Consider the following 18,217-nt stretch of genomic DNA (forward strand, 5'->3'; position numbering starts at 1 on the left):
AGCATCATCTGGGGAGAACCGTGATCCCACGAAAAAAGGCCGATGCGTCTCCGCACCGGCCCTTCCGACGATGAAGCCGAAGAACGGCTCAGTAGCGCGGGCCGCCCGTCGTGGTGCCCTTGCGCTGCATGTAGCCCGGCTGCTGCGGGTTGCGGGAGTTCGGATCGCCGTGGCTGTAGGCGGCCGGGGCGCGGCGGTGGCGCATGCCGTGACGATGATGGTGGTGGCGATGGCGCATGCCGCGATGGCTGGCGTAGCCCGGGTGATGACCGCGGCTGACGACCTCGGTGGCGAGCGTATCGCCGGCGATCACGGGAGCGGCCGGCATGGCCGGGGCGGCGGAAGCGGCGCCGAGGCCGAGGGCGCTGAAAAAGGTTCCTGCCGCCAGGGCAAGTGCAATCTTGGTCATCGAGTAGTCCATCCGTTCGGATCGCGCCGCGCGCGTCGAGGCAACAAGTCGTTTGCCCGGACTCCGTTCCCATTCTTTTCGATGCCCGATGACGCAGCGAAAAGCCGCCGAACGCATGAGGATCATGGGATGATTTTCGCATCGCGCACGTGATCCGCGCCGGCATGGCGAAACGGGGTTGCGCATCCTCCCGCTTGCCCGCACCACCACATCCGCGATGGCGACAAACCCCTCCCCCTCCGCTGCCCTGCCGATCGATGCGGCCCTGCCGGGCCTTCTCGCGGCTCTCGAAGCCGGTCATTCGGCAGTGCTCGTGGCGCCCCCCGGAGCCGGCAAGACCACCCGTGTCCCGCTGGCCCTTCTCGACGCGCCGTGGCTCGGCGCGGCCGGCCGGATCATCCTCCTCGAACCACGGCGCCTGGCTGCCCGCGGCGCGGCCGAGCGCATGGCCACCACCCTCGGTCAGCGCGTGGGCGAGACCGTGGGGCTGCGCGTCCGCCTCGGCTCGAAGATCTCGCGGGCGACGCGGATCGAGGTCGTCACGGAGGGGGTCTTCACCCGCATGATCCTCGACGATCCGGAGCTGTCCGGCATCGGCGCCGTGATCTTCGACGAGTTCCACGAACGCTCCCTCGACGCCGATCTCGGGCTCGCCCTCGCCCTCGACGCGCAGTCCGGCCTGCGCGACGACCTGCGCATCCTCGTCATGTCCGCGACCCTCGACGGGGCGAGGGTCTCACGCCTCATGGGCGATGCGCGGATCGTCGAATCCGAAGGCCGGGCCTATCCGGTCGAGACACGCCACACGGAGCGCGATCCCAACCGGCGGATCGAGGATGCGATGGCCGACGCCATCCTGCGCGCCCTGCGGGCCGATCCCGGCTCCGTCCTCGCCTTCCTTCCCGGACAGGGCGAGATCCGTCGGGTCGCGACGCTCCTCTCCGAACGGGTCGACGAGAGTACCGAGATCGCGCCGCTTTACGGCGCCCTCCCCCCGGCCGAGCAGGACCGCGCCGTGGCGCCCGCCCCGCCCGGAACCCGGAAAGTGGTGCTGGCGACCAGCATCGCCGAGACCTCGCTCACCATCGAGGGCGTCCGGATCGTGGTCGATTCCGGCCTGTCCCGCGTGCCGCTCTACGAGCCCGGCATCGGCCTGACGCGCCTCGTCACCGCCCGCGCCTCCCGCGCCTCTGTGGACCAGCGGCGCGGTCGCGCGGGGCGGACCGAGCCGGGCATCTGCCATCGCCTCTGGTCGGAGGCGGCGACCAGCGCCCTCGAACCCTTCACGCGGCCGGAGATCCTGGCCGCCGACCTGTCCGGCCTGCTCCTCGACTGCGCCGCATGGGGCGTCTCCGACCCAGCCACCCTGTCGTTCCTCGATGCCCCGCCCGCTCCCGCCCTGGCGGAGGCGCGCGCGATGCTGCGCGATCTCGCCGCCCTCGATGCCGACGGGCGCCTCACCGAGACGGGGCGGGCCTTGCGCGCCATCCCCCTCCCCCCGCGCCTCGCCCGGATGGTGGTCGCGGCGGCCGGGTTCGGGCGGGCGCGGGAGGCGGCGGATCTCGCCGCGATCCTGGTGGAGCGCGGCCTCGGGGGAGACGATGCCGACCTCTCCGTCCGCGCCGACCGGTTCGCCCGCGACCGCGGACCCCGCGCCTCCGACATGCGGCGTCTGGCGCGCGGCTGGGCCGAGCAGGCCGCCGGATTCGCGGGCGCGGTGACGACGGCCGATGTTTCCGGGGCCGGAGCGCTCCTTGCGCTGGCCTATCCCGACCGCGTCGCCCGCTCGCGGGGGCGGGACGGCGAGTTCGTCATGGCGAACGGACGCGCCGGGCGCGTGGACCCGGCCTCGGCCCTTGCCCGCGAACCCTTCCTCGTGGTGGCCGACATCGCCGGCACGGCGGCCTCCGGGCGCATCCTCGCCGCTGCCGCGATCCCCCTGGACGACATCGAGGCCGCGTTCGCGGAACGGATCGACTCCGTCACCCAGGTGGTGTTCGACAAGGGCTCCCGGTCCCTGAGGGCGCGCGCCTCCCGCCGCCTCGGTGCCGCGACCCTCGGCGAGCGGATCCTGCCGGTGCCGTTGGATGCGGCATCGGCCGTCATCCTGGCGCGGGGCATCGCCGGGCTCGGACTCGACAGCCTGCCCTGGACGCCGGCCCTGGCCCAATGGCGGTCCCGCCTGAGCTTCCTGCGCGCGGCCGAGGGCGAAGCATGGCCCGACCTCTCCGACGCGGCGTTGAGCGCATCGGTGGAGAACTGGCTCGCGCCGGAGATCGAGGGACGCACTGGCCTCGACGCCGTCACCGCCGACGATCTCGGCCGCGCCCTCAACGCACTCCTCCCGTGGGACATGCGTCACCGCCTCGACGCGGAGGCGCCGACCCATGTGGAGGTGCCCACGGGGTCGCGCATTCCCATCGACTACGATGCCGAGGGCGGTCCGGTCCTGGCCGTCCGGGTGCAGGAGCTGTTCGGCCTCGACCGCCATCCCGCCATCGCCGGCGGACGGGTGCCGCTGGTTCTCCACCTGCTGTCACCGGCCTCGCGGCCGATCCAGATCACGAAGGACCTGCCCGGCTTCTGGCGCGGCTCATGGAGTGCCGTGCGCGCCGAGATGCGCGGGCGTTACCCGCGCCATCCCTGGCCGGACGATCCGTTGACCGAGCCGCCGACCCGGCGGGTGAAGCCGAGGGGGACATGATGAACACGCTTGATTCGTTCGCGGCGCTCTTCGATCCGCGAGGACGGATGTCCCGCCGGAGCTATCATCGCCGATTGATCGGGATGCTGCTGCTTTTCTTCGTCTCCGGCAGCGTCGCCATCCTTGCCGCGTCGCTGGATGCGCGGTTCACGGGCCTCGCCATCGTCGGTGTCAGCGTGGCCGGAATAGCTGTCCTGCTCATGGTGGCGACGATCCGGCGCCTGCACGACCGGGGCCGGACGGGATGGTGGATGCTGCCCGACGTCATCACCACCCTGGCTGGCTTCGCGCCGCTCGAGACTCTCGCCGACGTCTATCCGTGGCCCGTGATCGCCGCCACGCTGGCCATGACCGGGTTCAACCTGTGGTTCTTCGTGGAAACCATCTGCCGGCGGGGTACGCCCGGCCCGAACCGCTACGGGCCGGAGCCCGAGCGGTAAGCGGGTGTCAGTGGACGCGCGCCCGGTCCACCACGGCGCGGGCCGCCTCGAAGGCCTCGTCCGCATCGAGTTCGGTGGTGTCGAGGAGGACGGCGTCGGCGGCCGCCTTGAGGGGCGCCGTCGAGCGTTGCGCGTCCCGCGCATCGCGGGCGACGATGTCGGACAGGATCGCCCCGAGGCTCGCCGACTCGCCGCGCCGCAGGAGTTCGAGGTGTCGGCGCCGGGCGCGCTCCTCGGCGGCGGCGGTGATGAACAGTTTCACCTGGGCCTGCGGACAGACCACCGTGCCGATGTCGCGCCCGTCGAGGACGGCACCGCTGGCACCGCCGGCGAAACGCTGCTGCCAGGCGAGCAGGGCCGCACGCACCGCCGGGATCGACGAGATGCGGGAGGCCGCGTCTCCCATCGCCCGCTCGCGCAGCCTCGGGTCGGCGAGCCGGTCGGCGATCAGCGTCGCGGCGGCCCGAGCGGCGGCGGCGTGATCGTCGAGATTGCAGCCGGCATCGATGACGGTGAGGGCCACGGCCCGGTAGAGCAGACCCGTATCGAGATGCGGCAGCCCGTAATGCGCGGCGAGGCGCTTGGCGAGGGTTCCCTTGCCCGAGGCGGCGGGTCCGTCGATCGCGATGACCATCGGCATGGGGCTCACTCCGCGATGCGGCCGCCGAGCGCCCGCATCGTCGGCAGGAAGCTCGGGAAACTGGTGGCGATCATCGCGCCGTCATCGACGGTCACGGGTTGCTTCGTCGCGAGGCCCATCACCAGGAAGGCCATGGCGATGCGGTGGTCGAGATGGGTGGCCACGGTGCCGCCGCCACGCGCGGCGGAGCCGTCGCCCTCGACGATGAGGTCGTCGCCCTCGATCCGGTAGGTCACGCCGTTCTCGCGCAAACCATCCGCCACGGCGGCGAGGCGGTCGGATTCCTTCACCGTCAGTTCGTGCAGCCCGTTCATCCGGGTGACGCCCTCGGCAAAGGCGGCGGCCACGGCGAGGACGGGATATTCGTCGATCATCGCCGGGGCGCGCTCGGCCGGCACGTCGACGCCCTTGAGGCGGCTGGCGCGGACATGGAGATCGGCCACGGTCTCGCCGCCCTCGTCGCGCTCGTTGCGACGCTCGATATCGGCGCCCATCTCCAGCAGCGTCGTGATGAGGCCGATGCGCAGCGGGTTCATCATGACGCCCTGGATCGTCACTTCGGAGCCCGGAACGATGAGGGCCGCCACCAGCGGGAAGGCCGCCGAGGACGGGTCGGCCGGCACGATGACGTCGGTGCCGCGCAGGGTGGGCTGGCCCGTGAGGGCGATGCTGCGACCGTGGCCGCCGGGTCCGTGAGGGCTCACCAGTACCTCGGCACCGAAGAGGCGGAGCATCCGCTCGCTATGGTCTCGGGTCGCCGCCGCCTCGATCACCGTCGTGGTTCCCGGCGCGTTGAGGCCGGCGAGGAGCACGGCGGATTTGATCTGCGCCGAGGCGACGGGAGTCTCGTAGGTGATCGGAATGGCTTCCCTCGGCCCGCGAAGGGTGAGGGGCACGCGGCCGCCCTCCTCCTCGCTCAGAACCTGCGTGCCCATGCGGATCAGCGGATCGAGGATGCGGCGCATGGGGCGCTTGCGCAGGGAGGCGTCGCCGTCGAAGGTCGCGGTGACGTCCTGCCCGCCGACCACGCCCATCATCAGGCGCGAGCCCGTGCCGGCATTGCCGAAATCCAGCACGCCGGCCGGATCGGTCATTCCGCCGATGCCGACGCCGCGCACGACCCAGCGCCCCTCCCCGAGACGATCGATCCCGGCTCCGAGGGCTCTGGCGGCCTCCGCCGTGCGAAGGACGTCGTCGCCTTCGAGCAAGCCCTCGATGCGGGTCTCACCGATGCTCAGGAGACCGAGGATCATCGCCCGGTGGGAGATCGACTTGTCGCCCGGCGGCCGCAGCGCGCCGCGCAAGGGCGAGCCGGCGGAAGCGGTCAGGGGCTGCGGTTCGGAAGTGTGCGACACGGGAATGATGACTTTTCGGCTTCTGGCGCAGTCGGGCCGTCGGAGCCGACCCTTCGGCCGGCGGCGACGTCATGGGGCCGGTTACCACGCAGGCGGGGCGGCGTCATCCGACCCGTCGCGGCCTCAGCGGGGTCGAATCCGGGCGAGGTTCGGGCCGAACGCGGTGGATCGCCGGCGCGGGAGCATTTGACAGGACGGTTTCACCCGACTAACGGGGCGCCTCTCCCAAATCCCTATCAGAGGTTCGCCCGTGGCCAGACCGGAACTCGGCTTGAAGCGTCAATGCATGAGCTGCGGCGCGAAATTCTACGATCTCGACAAGGATCCCGCGACCTGCCCGAAATGCGGGACCATCTATCAGGCCGCCGCGACGTCGCGCATCGCCGCTCCCGCCCTCGCCTCCCGCGCCGCGGCCGTTCCGGCTGACGACGACGAGGATACGGACGCCGAGAAGGGCGGTCCCGAGATCGTGTCCCTCGACGAGGTCGAGGCCGCCGAGGACGAAGCGGATACCACGACCGGCGACGACGACGCCGATTCGACCGACGCCGACGACACCTTCCTCGAGGAGGAAGATACCGGCGACGACGACGTGGCCGATCTCATCGACGGCGATATCGAGAACGACGAAGAAAGCTGAGGCGCGTCCCCGCCTCGCTTTGCCTGTCCCGAGGCCCAGCGCCGAAAATTCTCGGCGATGAATGCGATTAGGGGCTTGAGTCCGGGCAACGGCCCGAATATAGAACCGCCTCCGCCGGACGCCGCGAGGCAGATTGGCGGAACGACCATCGCGAGACGTGTTGCGGTGGTCCCAGAAGTGGGGCCTTAGCTCAGCTGGGAGAGCGCTTCCATGGCATGGAAGAGGTCATCGGTTCGATCCCGTTAGGCTCCACCATTTCTTTTCATCCGGTTCGCGGATGTCGCCCCGAGGGGCGCCGTCAAACGAATCGGACAAGACCAGTCTCGGTGAGGTTCACCGAAGATGACGACATTCGCGAGACGGCGTCGCGATTGTCCTGGAATGTGGGGCCTTAGCTCAGCTGGGAGAGCGCTTCCATGGCATGGAAGAGGTCATCGGTTCGATCCCGTTAGGCTCCACCATTCACTTTCAGCCGCCTGCCCATCCTCTCCAGGGCCGTGTGTCGTCCCGCCCCGACCACTGACTTTCCAAGATCGCCGGCAAGGCCGTTGTCCCTCCCTGGTCGATGCTGCCACGCGCGTTCCCCGGAACACCGATGCGTCTTGGCATCGCGAATGCCGCGGCTTGTGGGGTGATAACTCTACCGCGCGGAATGGTGTCGCCCTTCGAAATTCAATCGTGCGTATGTCCGGTCGCAAGCTCGATTGCGGAAGACGTCGGCTCTGATCGGTCCATCGAGATCATCCTGCCCGATACGGGAAGCTTTGACGTGAGGGAGATGCAGAGCGACCTGTTCGTCTTCGGCGCGTGACGGGTGCGCCTCGGCCCATGGGCTTCGTGAGCGGGCAATCCGCTTGCCCCGCCCATCGGTCGGGCAGGGACGTCGCCGCCCCGCCCCGCCCCGGCATAGGCCTCGGATACCCGTGTCCGATGCCGATCACGCCGCGATGCGCGGCGCGACCGGCCTGTGGGAGACGATCCCGCTCAGACGATGTGGAAATCCTGGTACGTGAGCGCGATCGGGTGATCCAGCACGGCGAACGTCACCGCCGAGGCGCTTCCGCTGCCGTCCTTGTCGTAGGACAGGGTCCCCGTGCTGCGGTCGTAGAGGATGCGGTCGCTGGAATCCGCCGAACCGGTGGAGAGATCCTTGAACGCCGTGGCGGCCAGCGTGCCCGTGGGCAGGACCGGGGCGACCGCCTTCGCGATCTCGATCGTATCGGCGGTCTCGAAATCCGTGATGTGATCGACGTTGGCGGCGGAGAAGGCGGTGCTGAAGCGGAACGTGTCGCTGCCCGCTCCGCCGGTGAGGACGTCCTTGCCGAGCAGGCCGTCGAGCTGGTCATCGCCGGCATTGCCCACGAGGGTGTTGGCGACCTTGCTCCCCGTGATGGCGTCGGCGAAGACCGAGCCGAGGACCGCTTCGATGGAGGTCAAGGTATAGGTGCTGCCGAAGGTGCCGGTCGCGGTGCCGGCGCCGAGATCCACGATGGCGCCATTGACGGCGCCGAAAAGGTCGTCGTTCCGGAAATCGAGGGCGTCGATGCCGGACCCACCGTCGATCGTGTCGTTTCCGGCGTGGCCGGTGAAGCGGTTCGCAAGGCTATCGCCGGTCAGGTGGTCGTCGAACTGGGTGCCGACGATGGCCTCGATCCCGATCAGCTTGTCGGTGGTGCCGAAGCCGTCCGTCGCCGTGCCGGCCGCGAGATCGACCGTGACGCCCGAGCCGCCGCCATTGTCGACGTCCCTGTCGTAGCGAACCTCGTCGAAGCCCTTGCCGCCGTTGATCGTGTCGTTACCGCCGAGCCCGTAGAACCCCTCGTAGGCGGCGCTCGCGGCGTTGCCTCCGGTCAGGATGTCGACATATTGCGTGCCGCGCACGACCTCGATGCTGATCAGCGTGTCGTGGTTGCCGAACCCGTCCGTGGCGGTGCCCTTCGCGAGGTTGACGGTCACGCCCTGGAGCGCGCCGAAGCTCGCGTCCCTGTCGTAGCGGGCCGCGTCGTTGCCGCCGCCGCCGTCGAGGGTATCGTCACCGGCGAGGCCGATCAGGCTGTCGAAGCTCCGGTCGTTCGTGTCGTTGCCGTGCAGCTTGTCGGCGTATCGGGTTCCACGCACGCCTTCGATGTTGCTGACCGTATCGGTGGTGCCGAACCCGTCGATGGCGGTCCCCGCCGCGAGGTTCACGGTGACGCCGCTGTTGCCGCCGAAACTGGCGTCCTTGTCGTAGCGCAGTTCGTCGTAGCCCGAGCCGCCATCGATGGTGTCGTTCCCGCCGAGGCCGAGGAAGAAGTTGTTCGCGCTGTTCGGGTCGGTGTCCCCGCCCGAGAGCTTGTCGTCATAGGCGGTGCCTCGCACCGATTCGATGTTGCGGAGCGTATCGACGGTCCCGAACCCGTCGACGGCCTTGCCGGTGGTGAGATTGACGGTGACACCCTGCGTGCCGCCGAAGGCCGCGTCGCGATCGTAGCGGACCTCGTCGAAACCGCTGCCGCCGTCGATCACGTCCTTGCCGGCGAGCCCGTAGAAATACTCCCCCGTGATGTCCAGGGCGACATTGCCTCCCGTAAGCTTGTCGGCGAGTTGCGTTCCCATCACCGCTTCGATTGAGATCAGCGTATCGGCGCTGCCGAATCCATCCGTGGCCTTGCCGGTGGCGAAGTTGACGATGACGCCCTTCGTGCCATTGTTCCGAAAATCGTTCGCATAATTGGCGATATCGAATCCGGCGCCACCGTCGATCCGATCCTTCCCGTCGAGGCCGGAGATGACATCGTCGCCTGCCATGCCATTGATGGTATCGCTCTGGCCGAGCGCATCCAGGTAGCTGTCGTTACCGGGTGTGAGATTGACCACCGACATGTTCGCCCCGCCGTCAAATCAATGATTCGTGTTGAATTCGAAGTGTTCGAAAAGGAATGGCGGGTGTTGATACCCCGGTCGTGTCCGAGATCAAATAGTCTTTGTGCGACGACGCAGTGATGGCCGTCATCCGGACGTGGGAAGATTGGAGGTTGGTCGTCCGGGCCGGGGTATTGCTCGGCTGCCCATGCCGGCCTTCGGCGCGGCCCTCCATCCCCCGGCACAGCCCTGTCGGAGGCCGGCGATCCCGCTCCGCGTGACGATGCTGCATGACCGGCGCTACGGCGACGGCGTGTGCAGGCAAGCGCCGCATGATAATCCGGGGTCATGACGCGTCCCGCAACACCGCTCGCCCTCACCTCGCGCTCCGCTTCGGACGCCGAGCTGCTGATCGAGACCCTGAGCGCACGGCTCCTGAACGGCGACAGCGCGACGACGGTGCTGGAGGGCTGGTGCGAGGAGCGTCGGCTCGCGTCGGAGGCCCGTCTGGTGGCGACGCGGGTTCCGGGTCCCGAACGGCTCCCCAGCCCGGTGCAGAGCCGGCGGCTGGCTTTGTCCGACGGAGAGGCGGTTCGCTACCGGCACGTCCGTCTGAGTTGCGCCGGCTACGTCCTGTCGCAGGCCGAGAACTGGTACGTCCCGGCGCGTCTGACGACGGAGATGAACCTGTCCCTCGACATGACGGAGGCTCCCTTCGGCCGGGTGGTCCACACCCTGTTCCCGAAACGCCGAAACCTCCGGCTGCTGAGATTGTGGCCGCGGGATGCGGGTGTTCCCGGCCCGTCGGATCTCGTCTTCGCCATCGAGGCGATCCTCTCGGACCGGTCGGGGCGTCCGATCTGCGAGGTCAGCGAGACCTATACGGGCGCCATCCTTGCCAGGGGCGAGGTCTAGGCGAGCGGCTCACTCGTCCAGGCGGGATTCCGGGTCGAGCTTCGACAGTTTCAGCAGGTTCTGGCCGTAGGCGGTCTTGGCGAAGAGCTCGCCGCGGGCGATCAGCTGCGCCTTGTCGATGAAGCCCTGGAGATAGGCGATCTCCTCCAGGCAGGCGACCTGGAGGCCCTGCCGGTTCTGCAGCGTGCGCACGAACTCGCCCGCCTCCAGCAGGCTGTCATGCGTCCCCGTATCGAGCCAGGCATAGCCGCGCGACATGCGCTGCACATGGAGTTCGCCGAGGTCGAGATAGGCCTGGTTGACGGATGTGATCTCCAATTCGCCGCGCGCCGAGGGCTTCACGGCGGCGGCGATGTCGAGCACCCGGTTGTCGTAGAAGTAGAGGCCGGTCACCGCCCAGGGGCTCTCCGGTACCTGGGGCTTCTCGACGATGCGCAGGGGCCGTCCGTCACGGTCGAGGGTGACCACGCCGTAAGCCTCCGGGTGATCCACGTGATAGGCGAAGATCGTCGCGCCGGTCTTCCGTTCGCGCGCCTGTTTGAGCATGGCGCTCATGCCCGAGCCGAAGAACAGGTTGTCCCCCAGCACGAGGGCGACGTCGTCCGTGCCGACGAAGTCGCGACCGATGGTGAAGGCCTGGGCGAGACCTTCCGGGCGCGGCTGAACGGCGTAGCTGAAGGAGAGGCCGAACTGCTCGCCGGTGCCGAACAGACGCTCGTAATTGCCGAGATGCTCGGGGCTCGAAATGATCAGGATCTCGCGGATGCCGGCGAGCATCAGCACCGAGACCGGATAATAGATCATCGGCTTGTCGTAGACGGGCAGCAGCTGCTTGTTGATCGACAGGGTCGCCGGATGGAGGCGCGTGCCGGACCCACCGGCGAGAACGATGCCCTTCATGACTGTGCCTCTGCTGAATGATGCGCGGGGCCGACAAGCCGGTCGAGGATGTCGTCGAGGGCTGCCTGCCAGGGGCGCGGCGCCAGCCCGTAGGCCTTCGTCAGGCTCTCCGTCGACAGTTCCGAATTGGCGGGCCGCCGCGCGGGCGTCGGATAGGCGCTGGTGGGGATGCCGTTGACCGGAACGCTCCGGCCGCCGCGCGCGGCCGAGCCGGCGACGATGGCTTGCGCGAAACCGTGCCAGGTGGTGGCGCCCGCATTGACGAAGTGATGCGTCCCCGTGGGCGCGTCGCTGTCGGCGGAAAGACGCAGGGCGATGTCCGCGAGGGCGGCGGCGAGATCGGCGGCGGAGGTCGGGCAGCCGCGCTGGTCGTTCACCACGTTCAGCGCATCCCGCTCGGCTGCGAGCCGCAGCATCGTCTTCACGAAGTTGCCCCGGTGCGGGCTCACGACCCAGGCGGTACGCAGGATGGCGTGGCGCGGATTGGCGGTGCGGACCGCCATCTCGCCGGCGGCCTTGCTGGCGCCGTAGACGCTGGTCGGACGGATCGGCGCGTCCGGCGCGTAGGCGCCCGATGCGGCGCCGTCGAAGACGTAATCGGTGGAGACGTGGACGAGGGGGATGCCCCGCCGCGCCGTCTCGGCCGCCAGGATGGCGGGTGCCAGGGCGTTGAGGCGCCAGGCTTCCACCACCTCCGACTCGGCCTTGTCCACGGCGGTGTAGGCGGCGGCGTTCACCACCGCCCCGATGGTGCGCTCGGTAAAGATCCGCGCCACGGCTGTGGCATCGGTGACGTCGAGTTCGGTACGGGTCGGGGCGACGAGGGTCACGCCCGCGCCCCAATGCCGGGAGGCCTGCAGTTCGGTGCCGACCTGGCCCGCCCCGCCGAGGATCAGGATATCCATCTCAAGCCTTCGTCGGCTGCGTGCCGAGGCCGAGGCGCTCGCCGGTATAGCGGCCCTCGCGGATCGGGCGCCACCACGCCTCGTTGTCGAGATACCAGCGCACGGTCTCCTCAAGCGCTTCCTCGAAGGATTTGGTGGGGGTCCAGCCGATCTCCCGCTCGGCCTTGCCGGGATCGATGGCGTAGCGCCGGTCGTGGCCCGGCCGGTCGGCCACGAAGGAGATCAGGCGCTCGTGCGGCCCATGCTCCGGCCGCAGCCGGTCGAAGGCGGCGCAGAGAGCCTTCACCACGGCGAGGTTGTTGCGCACCGAGCGGCCGCCCAGGAGATAGGTCTCCCCGAGGCGGCCCCGTTCCAGCACCGCCACGAGGCCGCGTGCATGGTCCTCCACGTGGATCCAGTCGCGCTCGTTGAGGCCGTCGCCATAGACCGGCAGGGGCCGGCCTTCGAGGGCGTTGAGGATCATCAGGGGGATCAGCTTCTCCGGGAAATGCCGGGGGCCGTAATTGTTGGAGCAGTTCGTCACCAGAACCGGCAGGGCGTAGGTCTCCCCCCAGGCCCGTGCCAGATGGTCGGAGGCGGCCTTGGAGGCCGAATAGGGCGAGCGCGGATCGTAGCGGCTGTCCTCGGTGAAGAACCCGTCCGGCGGGAGCGAGCCGTAGACCTCGTCGGTGGAGACGTGGAGGAACCGGAACGCCGCCTTCGCTTCGCCGCCGAGGCTTTCCCAGTAGGTACGGGCGCCATCGAGCATCACCTGCGTGCCGACGACGTTGGTGCGTATGAAGGCGCCCGGGTCGGTGATCGAGCGGTCCACATGGCTCTCGGCGGCGAGATGCATCACCGCGTCGGGCCGGAACTCGGCGTAGAGGGCGTGTACGGCGGCGGGATCGCAGATGTCGCCGGTCACCAGCCGGTGCCGCGGATCGCCATCGAGGGGAGCCAGCGAGATCGGATTGGCCGCATAGGTCAGCGCGTCGAGGGTCGCGACCTCATGGCCGAGATCCTGGACGAGGTGCAGGACCAGAGCCGAGCCGATGAAGCCACAGCCGCCCGTGACCAGAATGCGTTGGGATTTGGCCATGTTCATAGATCCTGGTGGTCACGCATGGGCGGTTCGGTATCGCGTCGTTCCGACGTGCCTTCGCCGAGGGGGCGGGCGGTACTTCAGAACACCGCGCCCAGATCGGCGAAGGACGGTGCCACGCGGTCCTTGTCGGACAAGACCGCCTCGTCCTCGCCGACCGGCCAGTCGATAGCCAGATCCGGATCGTTCCAGGCCAGATTGCGGTCGTGCTCGCGGCTGTAATAGGCCGACACTTTGTAGGCGACCATGGTGTCGGGTTCCAGGGTGCAGAACCCATGGCCGAAGCCCACCGGGACGTAGAGTTGTTCGCCCTCGGCGGCGTCGAGCCGGACGGCGACATGCTGTCCATAGGTCTCGGATCCGCGCCGCAGGTCGACGGCGACATCGAGGATGGAGCCCGACAGGACGCGCACGAGCTTGGCCTGGCCCGCCGGTGCGAGCTGGAAATGCAGGCCGCGAACGGTCCCGCTCTGGGCGGAGAAGGATTGGTTGTCCTGCACGAAGGCGTCGGCGATCCCGGCACCGGCCAGGATATCGGCCCGGAAGGTCTCCGAGAACCAGCCCCTGTCGTCGCCGAAGCGATTGGGCACGACCCGCTTCACCGCGGGAATCCGTGTCTCGACCACACGCATCGCGATTCTCCATTCAACTTCGGCGGTCTCTAGGCGCGTGCCGGGGCGCCCTGTCAAGGCATGCGGGGGCGTATCGGGCCGGTCTCGACCCTGCGCTTGCCCCTCCCATGCCGGAGGGCTAACTCCGCTTCCCGCGAGGCGGGGCCGCCCCGGCGGCCGCCGGAACCGTTCGAGAGGACGAAGGATGACGATGAAGTTCACAGCGATGCCAACGCGATCCGCCGTGGCCGTCATGGCCCTGATCGCGATGACGGGAGGGGGCTTCGCCCAGAAGGGGGCCGACCCGAGCGGGGTCTGGCTCACCGAGAACGGGGATTCGAAGGTTCGGATCGCGCGCTGCGGCGGTGGCTATTGCGGCACCCTGGTGAGCGTGCCGGGCAAGGGCCTCGATTCCAAGAACCCGGATGCCTCGCTCCAATCCCGCAGCCTGATCGGCGTCCAGATCATGAACGCGGCGACCCCGTCCGGGGACGGCTACGAGGGTTCGCTCTACAACCCCAATGACGGCAAGACCTATTCCGGCAGTCTCACGGTCAAGGGGCCGAACGTGGTCGAAGTGGCGGGCTGCGTCATGAGCGTTTTCTGCAAGCGCCAGACCTGGAAGCGCGTCAACTGACGGAGAGCGCCTGGGCGATGGCGTCGATCGCCGCCTGGGCGCCGGTTCCCTCCGGGCCACCGGCCTGGGCCATGTCGCGGCGTCCGCCGCCGCCCTTGCCGCCGAGATGCCCGGCCCCGGCGCGGACGAGGGAGACCGCGTCGAACCGGTCGGTCAGATCCTCGGTGACGCCGACGACGAGGCCGGCCTTGCCGTCCGGCGATACGCCCACCAGGGCGACGATGCCGGAGCCGATGCGGCTCTTGCCGGCATCGGCGAGACTCTTCAGGTCGCGCATCTCGACGCCCTCGACGACCTTGGCCATCAGCTTGACGCCGCCGACCTCGACGATGCCGTCGTCGTTCCCCGACGAGCCGCCCATGGCGAGCTTCTTCTTGGCGTCCGACAATTCGCGCTCCAGGCGGCGGCGCTCATCGATGAGCGCGCTCAGCCGCTCGGGCACATCGGCACTCTGGACCTTGAGGAGCCCGGCGATCTGGCCGAGGGTGCGGCTCTCCTCGGCGCGGTGACGACGGGCCGCCCCGGCGGTGAGGGCTTCGATGCGGCGCACGCCGGCGCCGACCGCGCTCTCGCCGAGCACCGAGATCTGCCCGATCTCGCCCGTGCGGCCCGCATGGGTGCCGCCGCAGAGTTCGATGGAGAAGGCCGGAAGCCGGCCCTCCTCCGCGAGGTCGCCCCGATCGTCGACCGGGCGTCCCATGGAGACGACGCGCACCTCGTCGCCGTATTTCTCGCCGAACAGGGCGCGGGCGCCTGAGGCGACGGCCTCGTCCTGGGCCATCAGCTTCGTCACCACGGGCGTGTTCTGCAGGAGCACCGCATTGGCGATGTCCTCCACGGCGCGGAGCTCGGCCTCGTCCATGGGTTTGGGATGGCTGAAATCGAAGCGCAGGCGCTCGGCCGAGACCAGCGAGCCCTTCTGGGCCACATGGTCGCCGAGCACTTGGCGCAGGGCCTCGTGCAGAAGATGGGTGGCCGAATGGTTGGCGCGGATCGCCGACCTGCGGGCGTGATCGACGGTGAGCTCCGCTGCCTGCCCCAGGGTCAGCCGCCCCTCGTCGACGGTGACGTGATGCACGAAGAGATCGCCGAGCTTCTTCTCCGTGGCGGTGACCCGCGCGGTCAGGCCCGACGCGGTCAGGCGGCCGGTATCGCCCACCTGACCGCCGGATTCGGCATAGAACGGGGTCTGGTTGAGCAGTACGAGGCCGGTCTCGCCGGCCGACAGGCTCTCCACCTCGGCCCCGTCGCGCAGGAGCGCGGTGACGATGCCCTCCGCGCCCTCGGTCTCGTATCCGAGGAACTCCGTGGCGCCGACGCGCTCCTTGATGCCGTACCAGACCGTCTCGGTGGCGGCCTCGCCCGAGCCGGTCCAGGCGGCGCGGGCGGCCTTGCGCTGGCGCTCCATCGCCTGACCGAACGCGTCGGTGTCGACGCCGATGCCGCGGGCCTTCAGGGCGTCCTGGGTCAGGTCGAGGGGGAAGCCGTAGGTGTCGTAGAGGGTGAAGGCGGTCTCGCCGGACAGGTTCTGACCGGAGACCAGGGTGCGGCTCTCGGAATCGAGGATGGCGAGGCCCCGCTCGAGGGTGCGACGGAAGCGGGTCTCCTCCAGGCGCAGGGTCTCCGAGATCAGGCTCTCTGCGCGTGTCAGTTCGGGATAGGCCTGCCCCATCTCGCGGACCAGGGTGGGGACCAGGCGGAACATTACGGGCTCGCGGGAGCCGAGGAGTTCGAGGTGGCGCATGGCCCGGCGCATGATGCGGCGCAGGACGTAACCGCGGCCCTCGTTCGACGGCAGCACGCCGTCGGCGATGAGGAACGAGACGGAACGCAGGTGATCGGCGATGACGCGGTAGGAGGCGACGGTGCCGGCCTCGGGAGGACGGCCGACGGCGTGGCTCACCGCATCGATGAGGGCCTTGAACAGGTCGGTGTCGTAATTGCTGGTGACGCCCTGGAGGATCGCCGCCATGCGTTCCAGGCCCATGCCGGTGTCGATGGAGGGGCGCGGCAGAGCGAGGCGGTGGCCCGGCTCGATCTGCTCGTACTGCATGAAGACGAGGTTCCAGAATTCCAGGAACCGGTCGCCGTCCTCGTCCGGCGAACCGGGAGGACCGCCCTGGAGGCCGGGTCCCTGATCGATGAAGATCTCCGAGCAGGGACCGCAGGGGCCTGTATCGCCCATCTGCCAGAAATTGTCGGAGGTGCCGATGCGGATGATCCGGTCGTCGCCAAAACCCGCGATCTTCTTCCAGAGATCGGCCGCATCGTCGTCATCCGCATAGACGGTGACGAGCAGCCGGTCCTTCGACAGGCCGAATTCCTTCGTGATCAGGCTCCAGGCCAGTTCGATCGCCTGCGGCTTGAAATAATCGCCGAAGGAGAAGTTGCCGAGCATCTCGAAGAAGGTGTGGTGGCGGGCCGTATAGCCGACATTGTCGAGGTCGTTGTGCTTACCGCCGGCGCGGACGCATTTCTGCGCCGTGGTGGCCCGGTTGTAGGGCCGCTTCTCGACGCCGGTGAAGACGTTCTTGAACTGCACCATCCCCGCATTGGTGAACATCAGGGTCGGGTCGTTGCGGGGGACGAGGGACGACGACGGCACCACGGCGTGGTCCGCCTTGGCGAAATAGTCGAGGAAGGCCGACCGGATCTCGTTGACGCCGCTCATCGTGAAATGACTCTGTCGTGCGCTTTGGGCCGTCGAGACGACGACCCGAGGCTTCTTCGTGGCTTGCGCCCTCATAAGGAGGCCGGACCGTCGAGTCACGCCCGGTCGATTGCGGTGGGTTCCGCTTTTTCACGACGTGGGCTGCAAAACGGCCGCAGCACCCGTTGCGTCCCCTCGGAATGGCGGTTCGAGGGTGGCTTCGTAAGTCCGCCGCGGGCCACGCGAAGGTAGTGCGCGCGAGCCGTTCGGGCTCTCGTCGAGGTCAAGCCGGAGGGCGGATCGATACCGCGCCGATCCGATCATCAAAAAAGGCCGCCGCAGGGAGCTGCGACGGCCATTTCGATGACTTGCGAGGCGATCAGGCCTCGCCTTCGTCCAGATCGTCCTCGGTGGGCTTGGCCGTCTCGAGGATCTTGTCTGCGAGCAGGCCGGAATTCTGCCGGATCGCCGCTTCGATCTTGTTGGCGATGTCCGGATTATCGCGCAGGAAGCCCTTCGAGTTTTCGCGGCCCTGGCCAAGGCGCTGGCTCGCATAGGAGAACCAGGCGCCGGACTTCTCCACGATCCCGGCCTTCACCCCGAGGTCGATCAACTCACCGACCTTCGAGACGCCCTCACCGAACATGATGTCGAATTCCACCTGCTTGAAGGGCGGCGCGACCTTGTTCTTGACCACTTTGACGCGGACTTGGTTGCCGATGGCCTCGTCACGGTCCTTCAGGGTCGAGATGCGGCGGATGTCGAGGCGCACCGACGCGTAGAACTTGAGCGCATTGCCGCCGGTGGTCGTCTCCGGGCTGCCATACATGACGCCGATCTTCATCCGGATCTGGTTGATGAAGATGACCATGCATTTGGAGCGCGAAATCGAGCCCGTGAGCTTGCGCAGGGCCTGGCTCATCAGGCGCGCCTGAAGACCGGGCTGGCTGTCGCCCATCTCGCCCTCGATCTCGGCGCGGGGCGTCAGCGCCGCCACCGAGTCGACAACGAGCACGTCGATGGCACCCGAGCGCACCAGGGTGTCGGTGATTTCCAGGGCCTGTTCGCCGGTATCGGGCTGCGAGATCAGGAGATCGTCGAGCTGCACACCGAGCTTGCGCGCATAGACCGGATCGAGGGCGTGCTCCGCATCCACGAAGGCGCAGACTCCGCCCTTCTTCTGGGCTTCGGCGATGGTGTGAAGGGCAAGGGTGGTCTTGCCCGAGGATTCGGGGCCGTAGATCTCGATCACCCGGCCACGCGGCAGGCCGCCGACGCCGAGCGCGATGTCGAGGCCGAGCGACCCGGTGGAGACGGTCTCGACCTCCGCCACCTTATCGTTCTTGCCGAGCCGCATGATCGAGCCCTTGCCGAAAGCACGCTCGATCTGGGACAGCGCGGCATCGATCGCCTTCGCCTTGTCCTTGTCCACCATCGGGGAATCCACAACTTTCAGCGCGGGCTGGGCCATTCGTCGGCATCCTTATGC

Annotated in this window: 16 protein-coding genes and 2 tRNA genes; 8 read left to right on the forward strand and 10 right to left on the reverse strand. The window is 68.6% G+C overall.

All coding sequences use genetic code 11. The annotated features are described in order from the left end of the window. Window positions 1-88: 88 nt before the first annotated feature. A complete protein-coding gene (locus ASF34_RS01950; protein WP_026175744.1) occupies window positions 89-409 on the reverse strand; it encodes a hypothetical protein in 321 nt (106 codons plus the stop codon). Window positions 410-626: 217 nt separating this feature from the next. On the opposite strand from ASF34_RS01950, the gene hrpB reads away from it, so the two are divergent. Continuing rightward, window positions 627-3,113, forward strand: a complete 2,487-nt coding sequence (hrpB, locus tag ASF34_RS01955) for an ATP-dependent helicase HrpB (RefSeq protein ID WP_056158883.1) — start codon at window positions 627-629, stop codon at window positions 3,111-3,113. Then, window positions 3,110-3,553 (forward strand): DUF805 domain-containing protein, encoded by a 444-nt coding sequence (locus ASF34_RS01960; protein WP_018042730.1) that lies wholly within the window; start codon window positions 3,110-3,112, stop codon window positions 3,551-3,553. The genes hrpB and ASF34_RS01960 overlap by 4 nt, the downstream gene beginning before the upstream one ends. 7 nt (window positions 3,554-3,560) lie before the next feature. On the opposite strand, the gene cmk is transcribed toward ASF34_RS01960, so the two are convergent. Next, window positions 3,561-4,193 carry a (d)CMP kinase gene (gene cmk / locus ASF34_RS01965; protein WP_018042729.1) on the reverse strand — a complete coding sequence of 211 codons (633 nt, stop codon included), beginning with the start codon at window positions 4,191-4,193 and terminating at the stop codon, window positions 3,561-3,563. Window positions 4,194-4,198: 5 nt separating this feature from the next. Further along, window positions 4,199-5,548: a 3-phosphoshikimate 1-carboxyvinyltransferase gene (gene aroA, locus ASF34_RS01970; RefSeq protein ID WP_056158172.1), complete on the reverse strand. Its 1,350-nt coding sequence runs from the start codon at window positions 5,546-5,548 to the stop codon at window positions 4,199-4,201. Window positions 5,549-5,798: 250 nt separating this feature from the next. Between aroA and ASF34_RS01975 the strand changes: the two genes are divergently transcribed. The 4 genes from ASF34_RS01975 (at window position 5,799) to ASF34_RS22630 (ending at window position 6,999) form a co-directional block, all read left to right on the forward strand. Continuing rightward, window positions 5,799-6,188: a TIGR02300 family protein gene (locus tag ASF34_RS01975; protein WP_026175741.1), complete on the forward strand. Its 390-nt coding sequence runs from the start codon at window positions 5,799-5,801 to the stop codon at window positions 6,186-6,188. 179 nt (window positions 6,189-6,367) lie between these two features. Next, window positions 6,368-6,443, forward strand: a tRNA-Ala gene (locus tag ASF34_RS01980). Window positions 6,444-6,573: 130 nt separating this feature from the next. Then, window positions 6,574-6,649 (forward strand) — tRNA-Ala (locus ASF34_RS01985). A gap of 134 nt (window positions 6,650-6,783) precedes the next feature. Continuing rightward, the gene (locus ASF34_RS22630; protein WP_156465605.1) at window positions 6,784-6,999 is read left to right on the forward strand and encodes a hypothetical protein; all 216 of its coding nucleotides are present in this window, start codon (window positions 6,784-6,786) and stop codon (window positions 6,997-6,999) included. 173 nt (window positions 7,000-7,172) lie between these two features. Here ASF34_RS22630 and ASF34_RS01990 read toward each other — a convergent pair whose 3' ends face one another. Further along, on the reverse strand, window positions 7,173-9,050 hold the full coding sequence (locus ASF34_RS01990; RefSeq protein ID WP_056158173.1) for a calcium-binding protein: 1,878 nt from the start codon (window positions 9,048-9,050) through the stop codon (window positions 7,173-7,175). Window positions 9,051-9,377: 327 nt separating this feature from the next. Between ASF34_RS01990 and ASF34_RS01995 the strand changes: the two genes are divergently transcribed. Further along, on the forward strand, window positions 9,378-9,944 hold the full coding sequence (locus ASF34_RS01995; protein WP_056158176.1) for a hypothetical protein: 567 nt from the start codon (window positions 9,378-9,380) through the stop codon (window positions 9,942-9,944). A gap of 9 nt (window positions 9,945-9,953) precedes the next feature. Here ASF34_RS01995 and rfbA read toward each other — a convergent pair whose 3' ends face one another. From rfbA to rfbC, 4 genes are all read right to left on the reverse strand, one after another. Beyond that, complete coding sequence (gene rfbA / locus ASF34_RS02000; RefSeq protein ID WP_056158179.1) at window positions 9,954-10,844, reverse strand: glucose-1-phosphate thymidylyltransferase RfbA; 891 nt, start codon at window positions 10,842-10,844, stop codon at window positions 9,954-9,956. Beyond that, window positions 10,841-11,749, reverse strand: a complete 909-nt coding sequence (gene rfbD, locus ASF34_RS02005; RefSeq protein ID WP_018042722.1) for a dTDP-4-dehydrorhamnose reductase — start codon at window positions 11,747-11,749, stop codon at window positions 10,841-10,843. The genes rfbA and rfbD overlap by 4 nt, the downstream gene beginning before the upstream one ends. A gap of 1 nt (window position 11,750) precedes the next feature. Continuing rightward, window positions 11,751-12,833 carry a dTDP-glucose 4,6-dehydratase gene (rfbB, locus tag ASF34_RS02010; RefSeq protein ID WP_200913185.1) on the reverse strand — a complete coding sequence of 361 codons (1,083 nt, stop codon included), beginning with the start codon at window positions 12,831-12,833 and terminating at the stop codon, window positions 11,751-11,753. Window positions 12,834-12,910: 77 nt separating this feature from the next. After that, the gene (gene rfbC / locus ASF34_RS02015) at window positions 12,911-13,462 is read right to left on the reverse strand and encodes a dTDP-4-dehydrorhamnose 3,5-epimerase (protein ID WP_056158180.1); all 552 of its coding nucleotides are present in this window, start codon (window positions 13,460-13,462) and stop codon (window positions 12,911-12,913) included. Between the two features lie 205 nt (window positions 13,463-13,667). On the opposite strand from rfbC, the gene ASF34_RS02020 reads away from it, so the two are divergent. Continuing rightward, window positions 13,668-14,078, forward strand: a complete 411-nt coding sequence (locus tag ASF34_RS02020; protein WP_056144775.1) for a DUF2147 domain-containing protein — start codon at window positions 13,668-13,670, stop codon at window positions 14,076-14,078. On the opposite strand, the gene alaS is transcribed toward ASF34_RS02020, so the two are convergent. Next, window positions 14,071-16,749 carry an alanine--tRNA ligase gene (gene alaS, locus ASF34_RS02025; protein ID WP_056158182.1) on the reverse strand — a complete coding sequence of 893 codons (2,679 nt, stop codon included), beginning with the start codon at window positions 16,747-16,749 and terminating at the stop codon, window positions 14,071-14,073. The two genes, ASF34_RS02020 and alaS, sit on opposite strands and share 8 nt — an antisense overlap. A gap of 358 nt (window positions 16,750-17,107) precedes the next feature. Next, entirely contained in the window at window positions 17,108-18,199 is a 1,092-nt protein-coding gene (gene recA, locus ASF34_RS02030; RefSeq protein WP_018042716.1) for a recombinase RecA, read from the reverse strand. Window positions 18,200-18,217: the final 18 nt, after the last annotated feature.

Origin of the sequence: Methylobacterium sp. Leaf106 (assembly GCF_001422895.1) — a bacterium.
In the GTDB taxonomy this organism is placed as follows: Bacteria; Pseudomonadota; Alphaproteobacteria; order Rhizobiales; family Beijerinckiaceae; genus Methylobacterium; species Methylobacterium bullatum.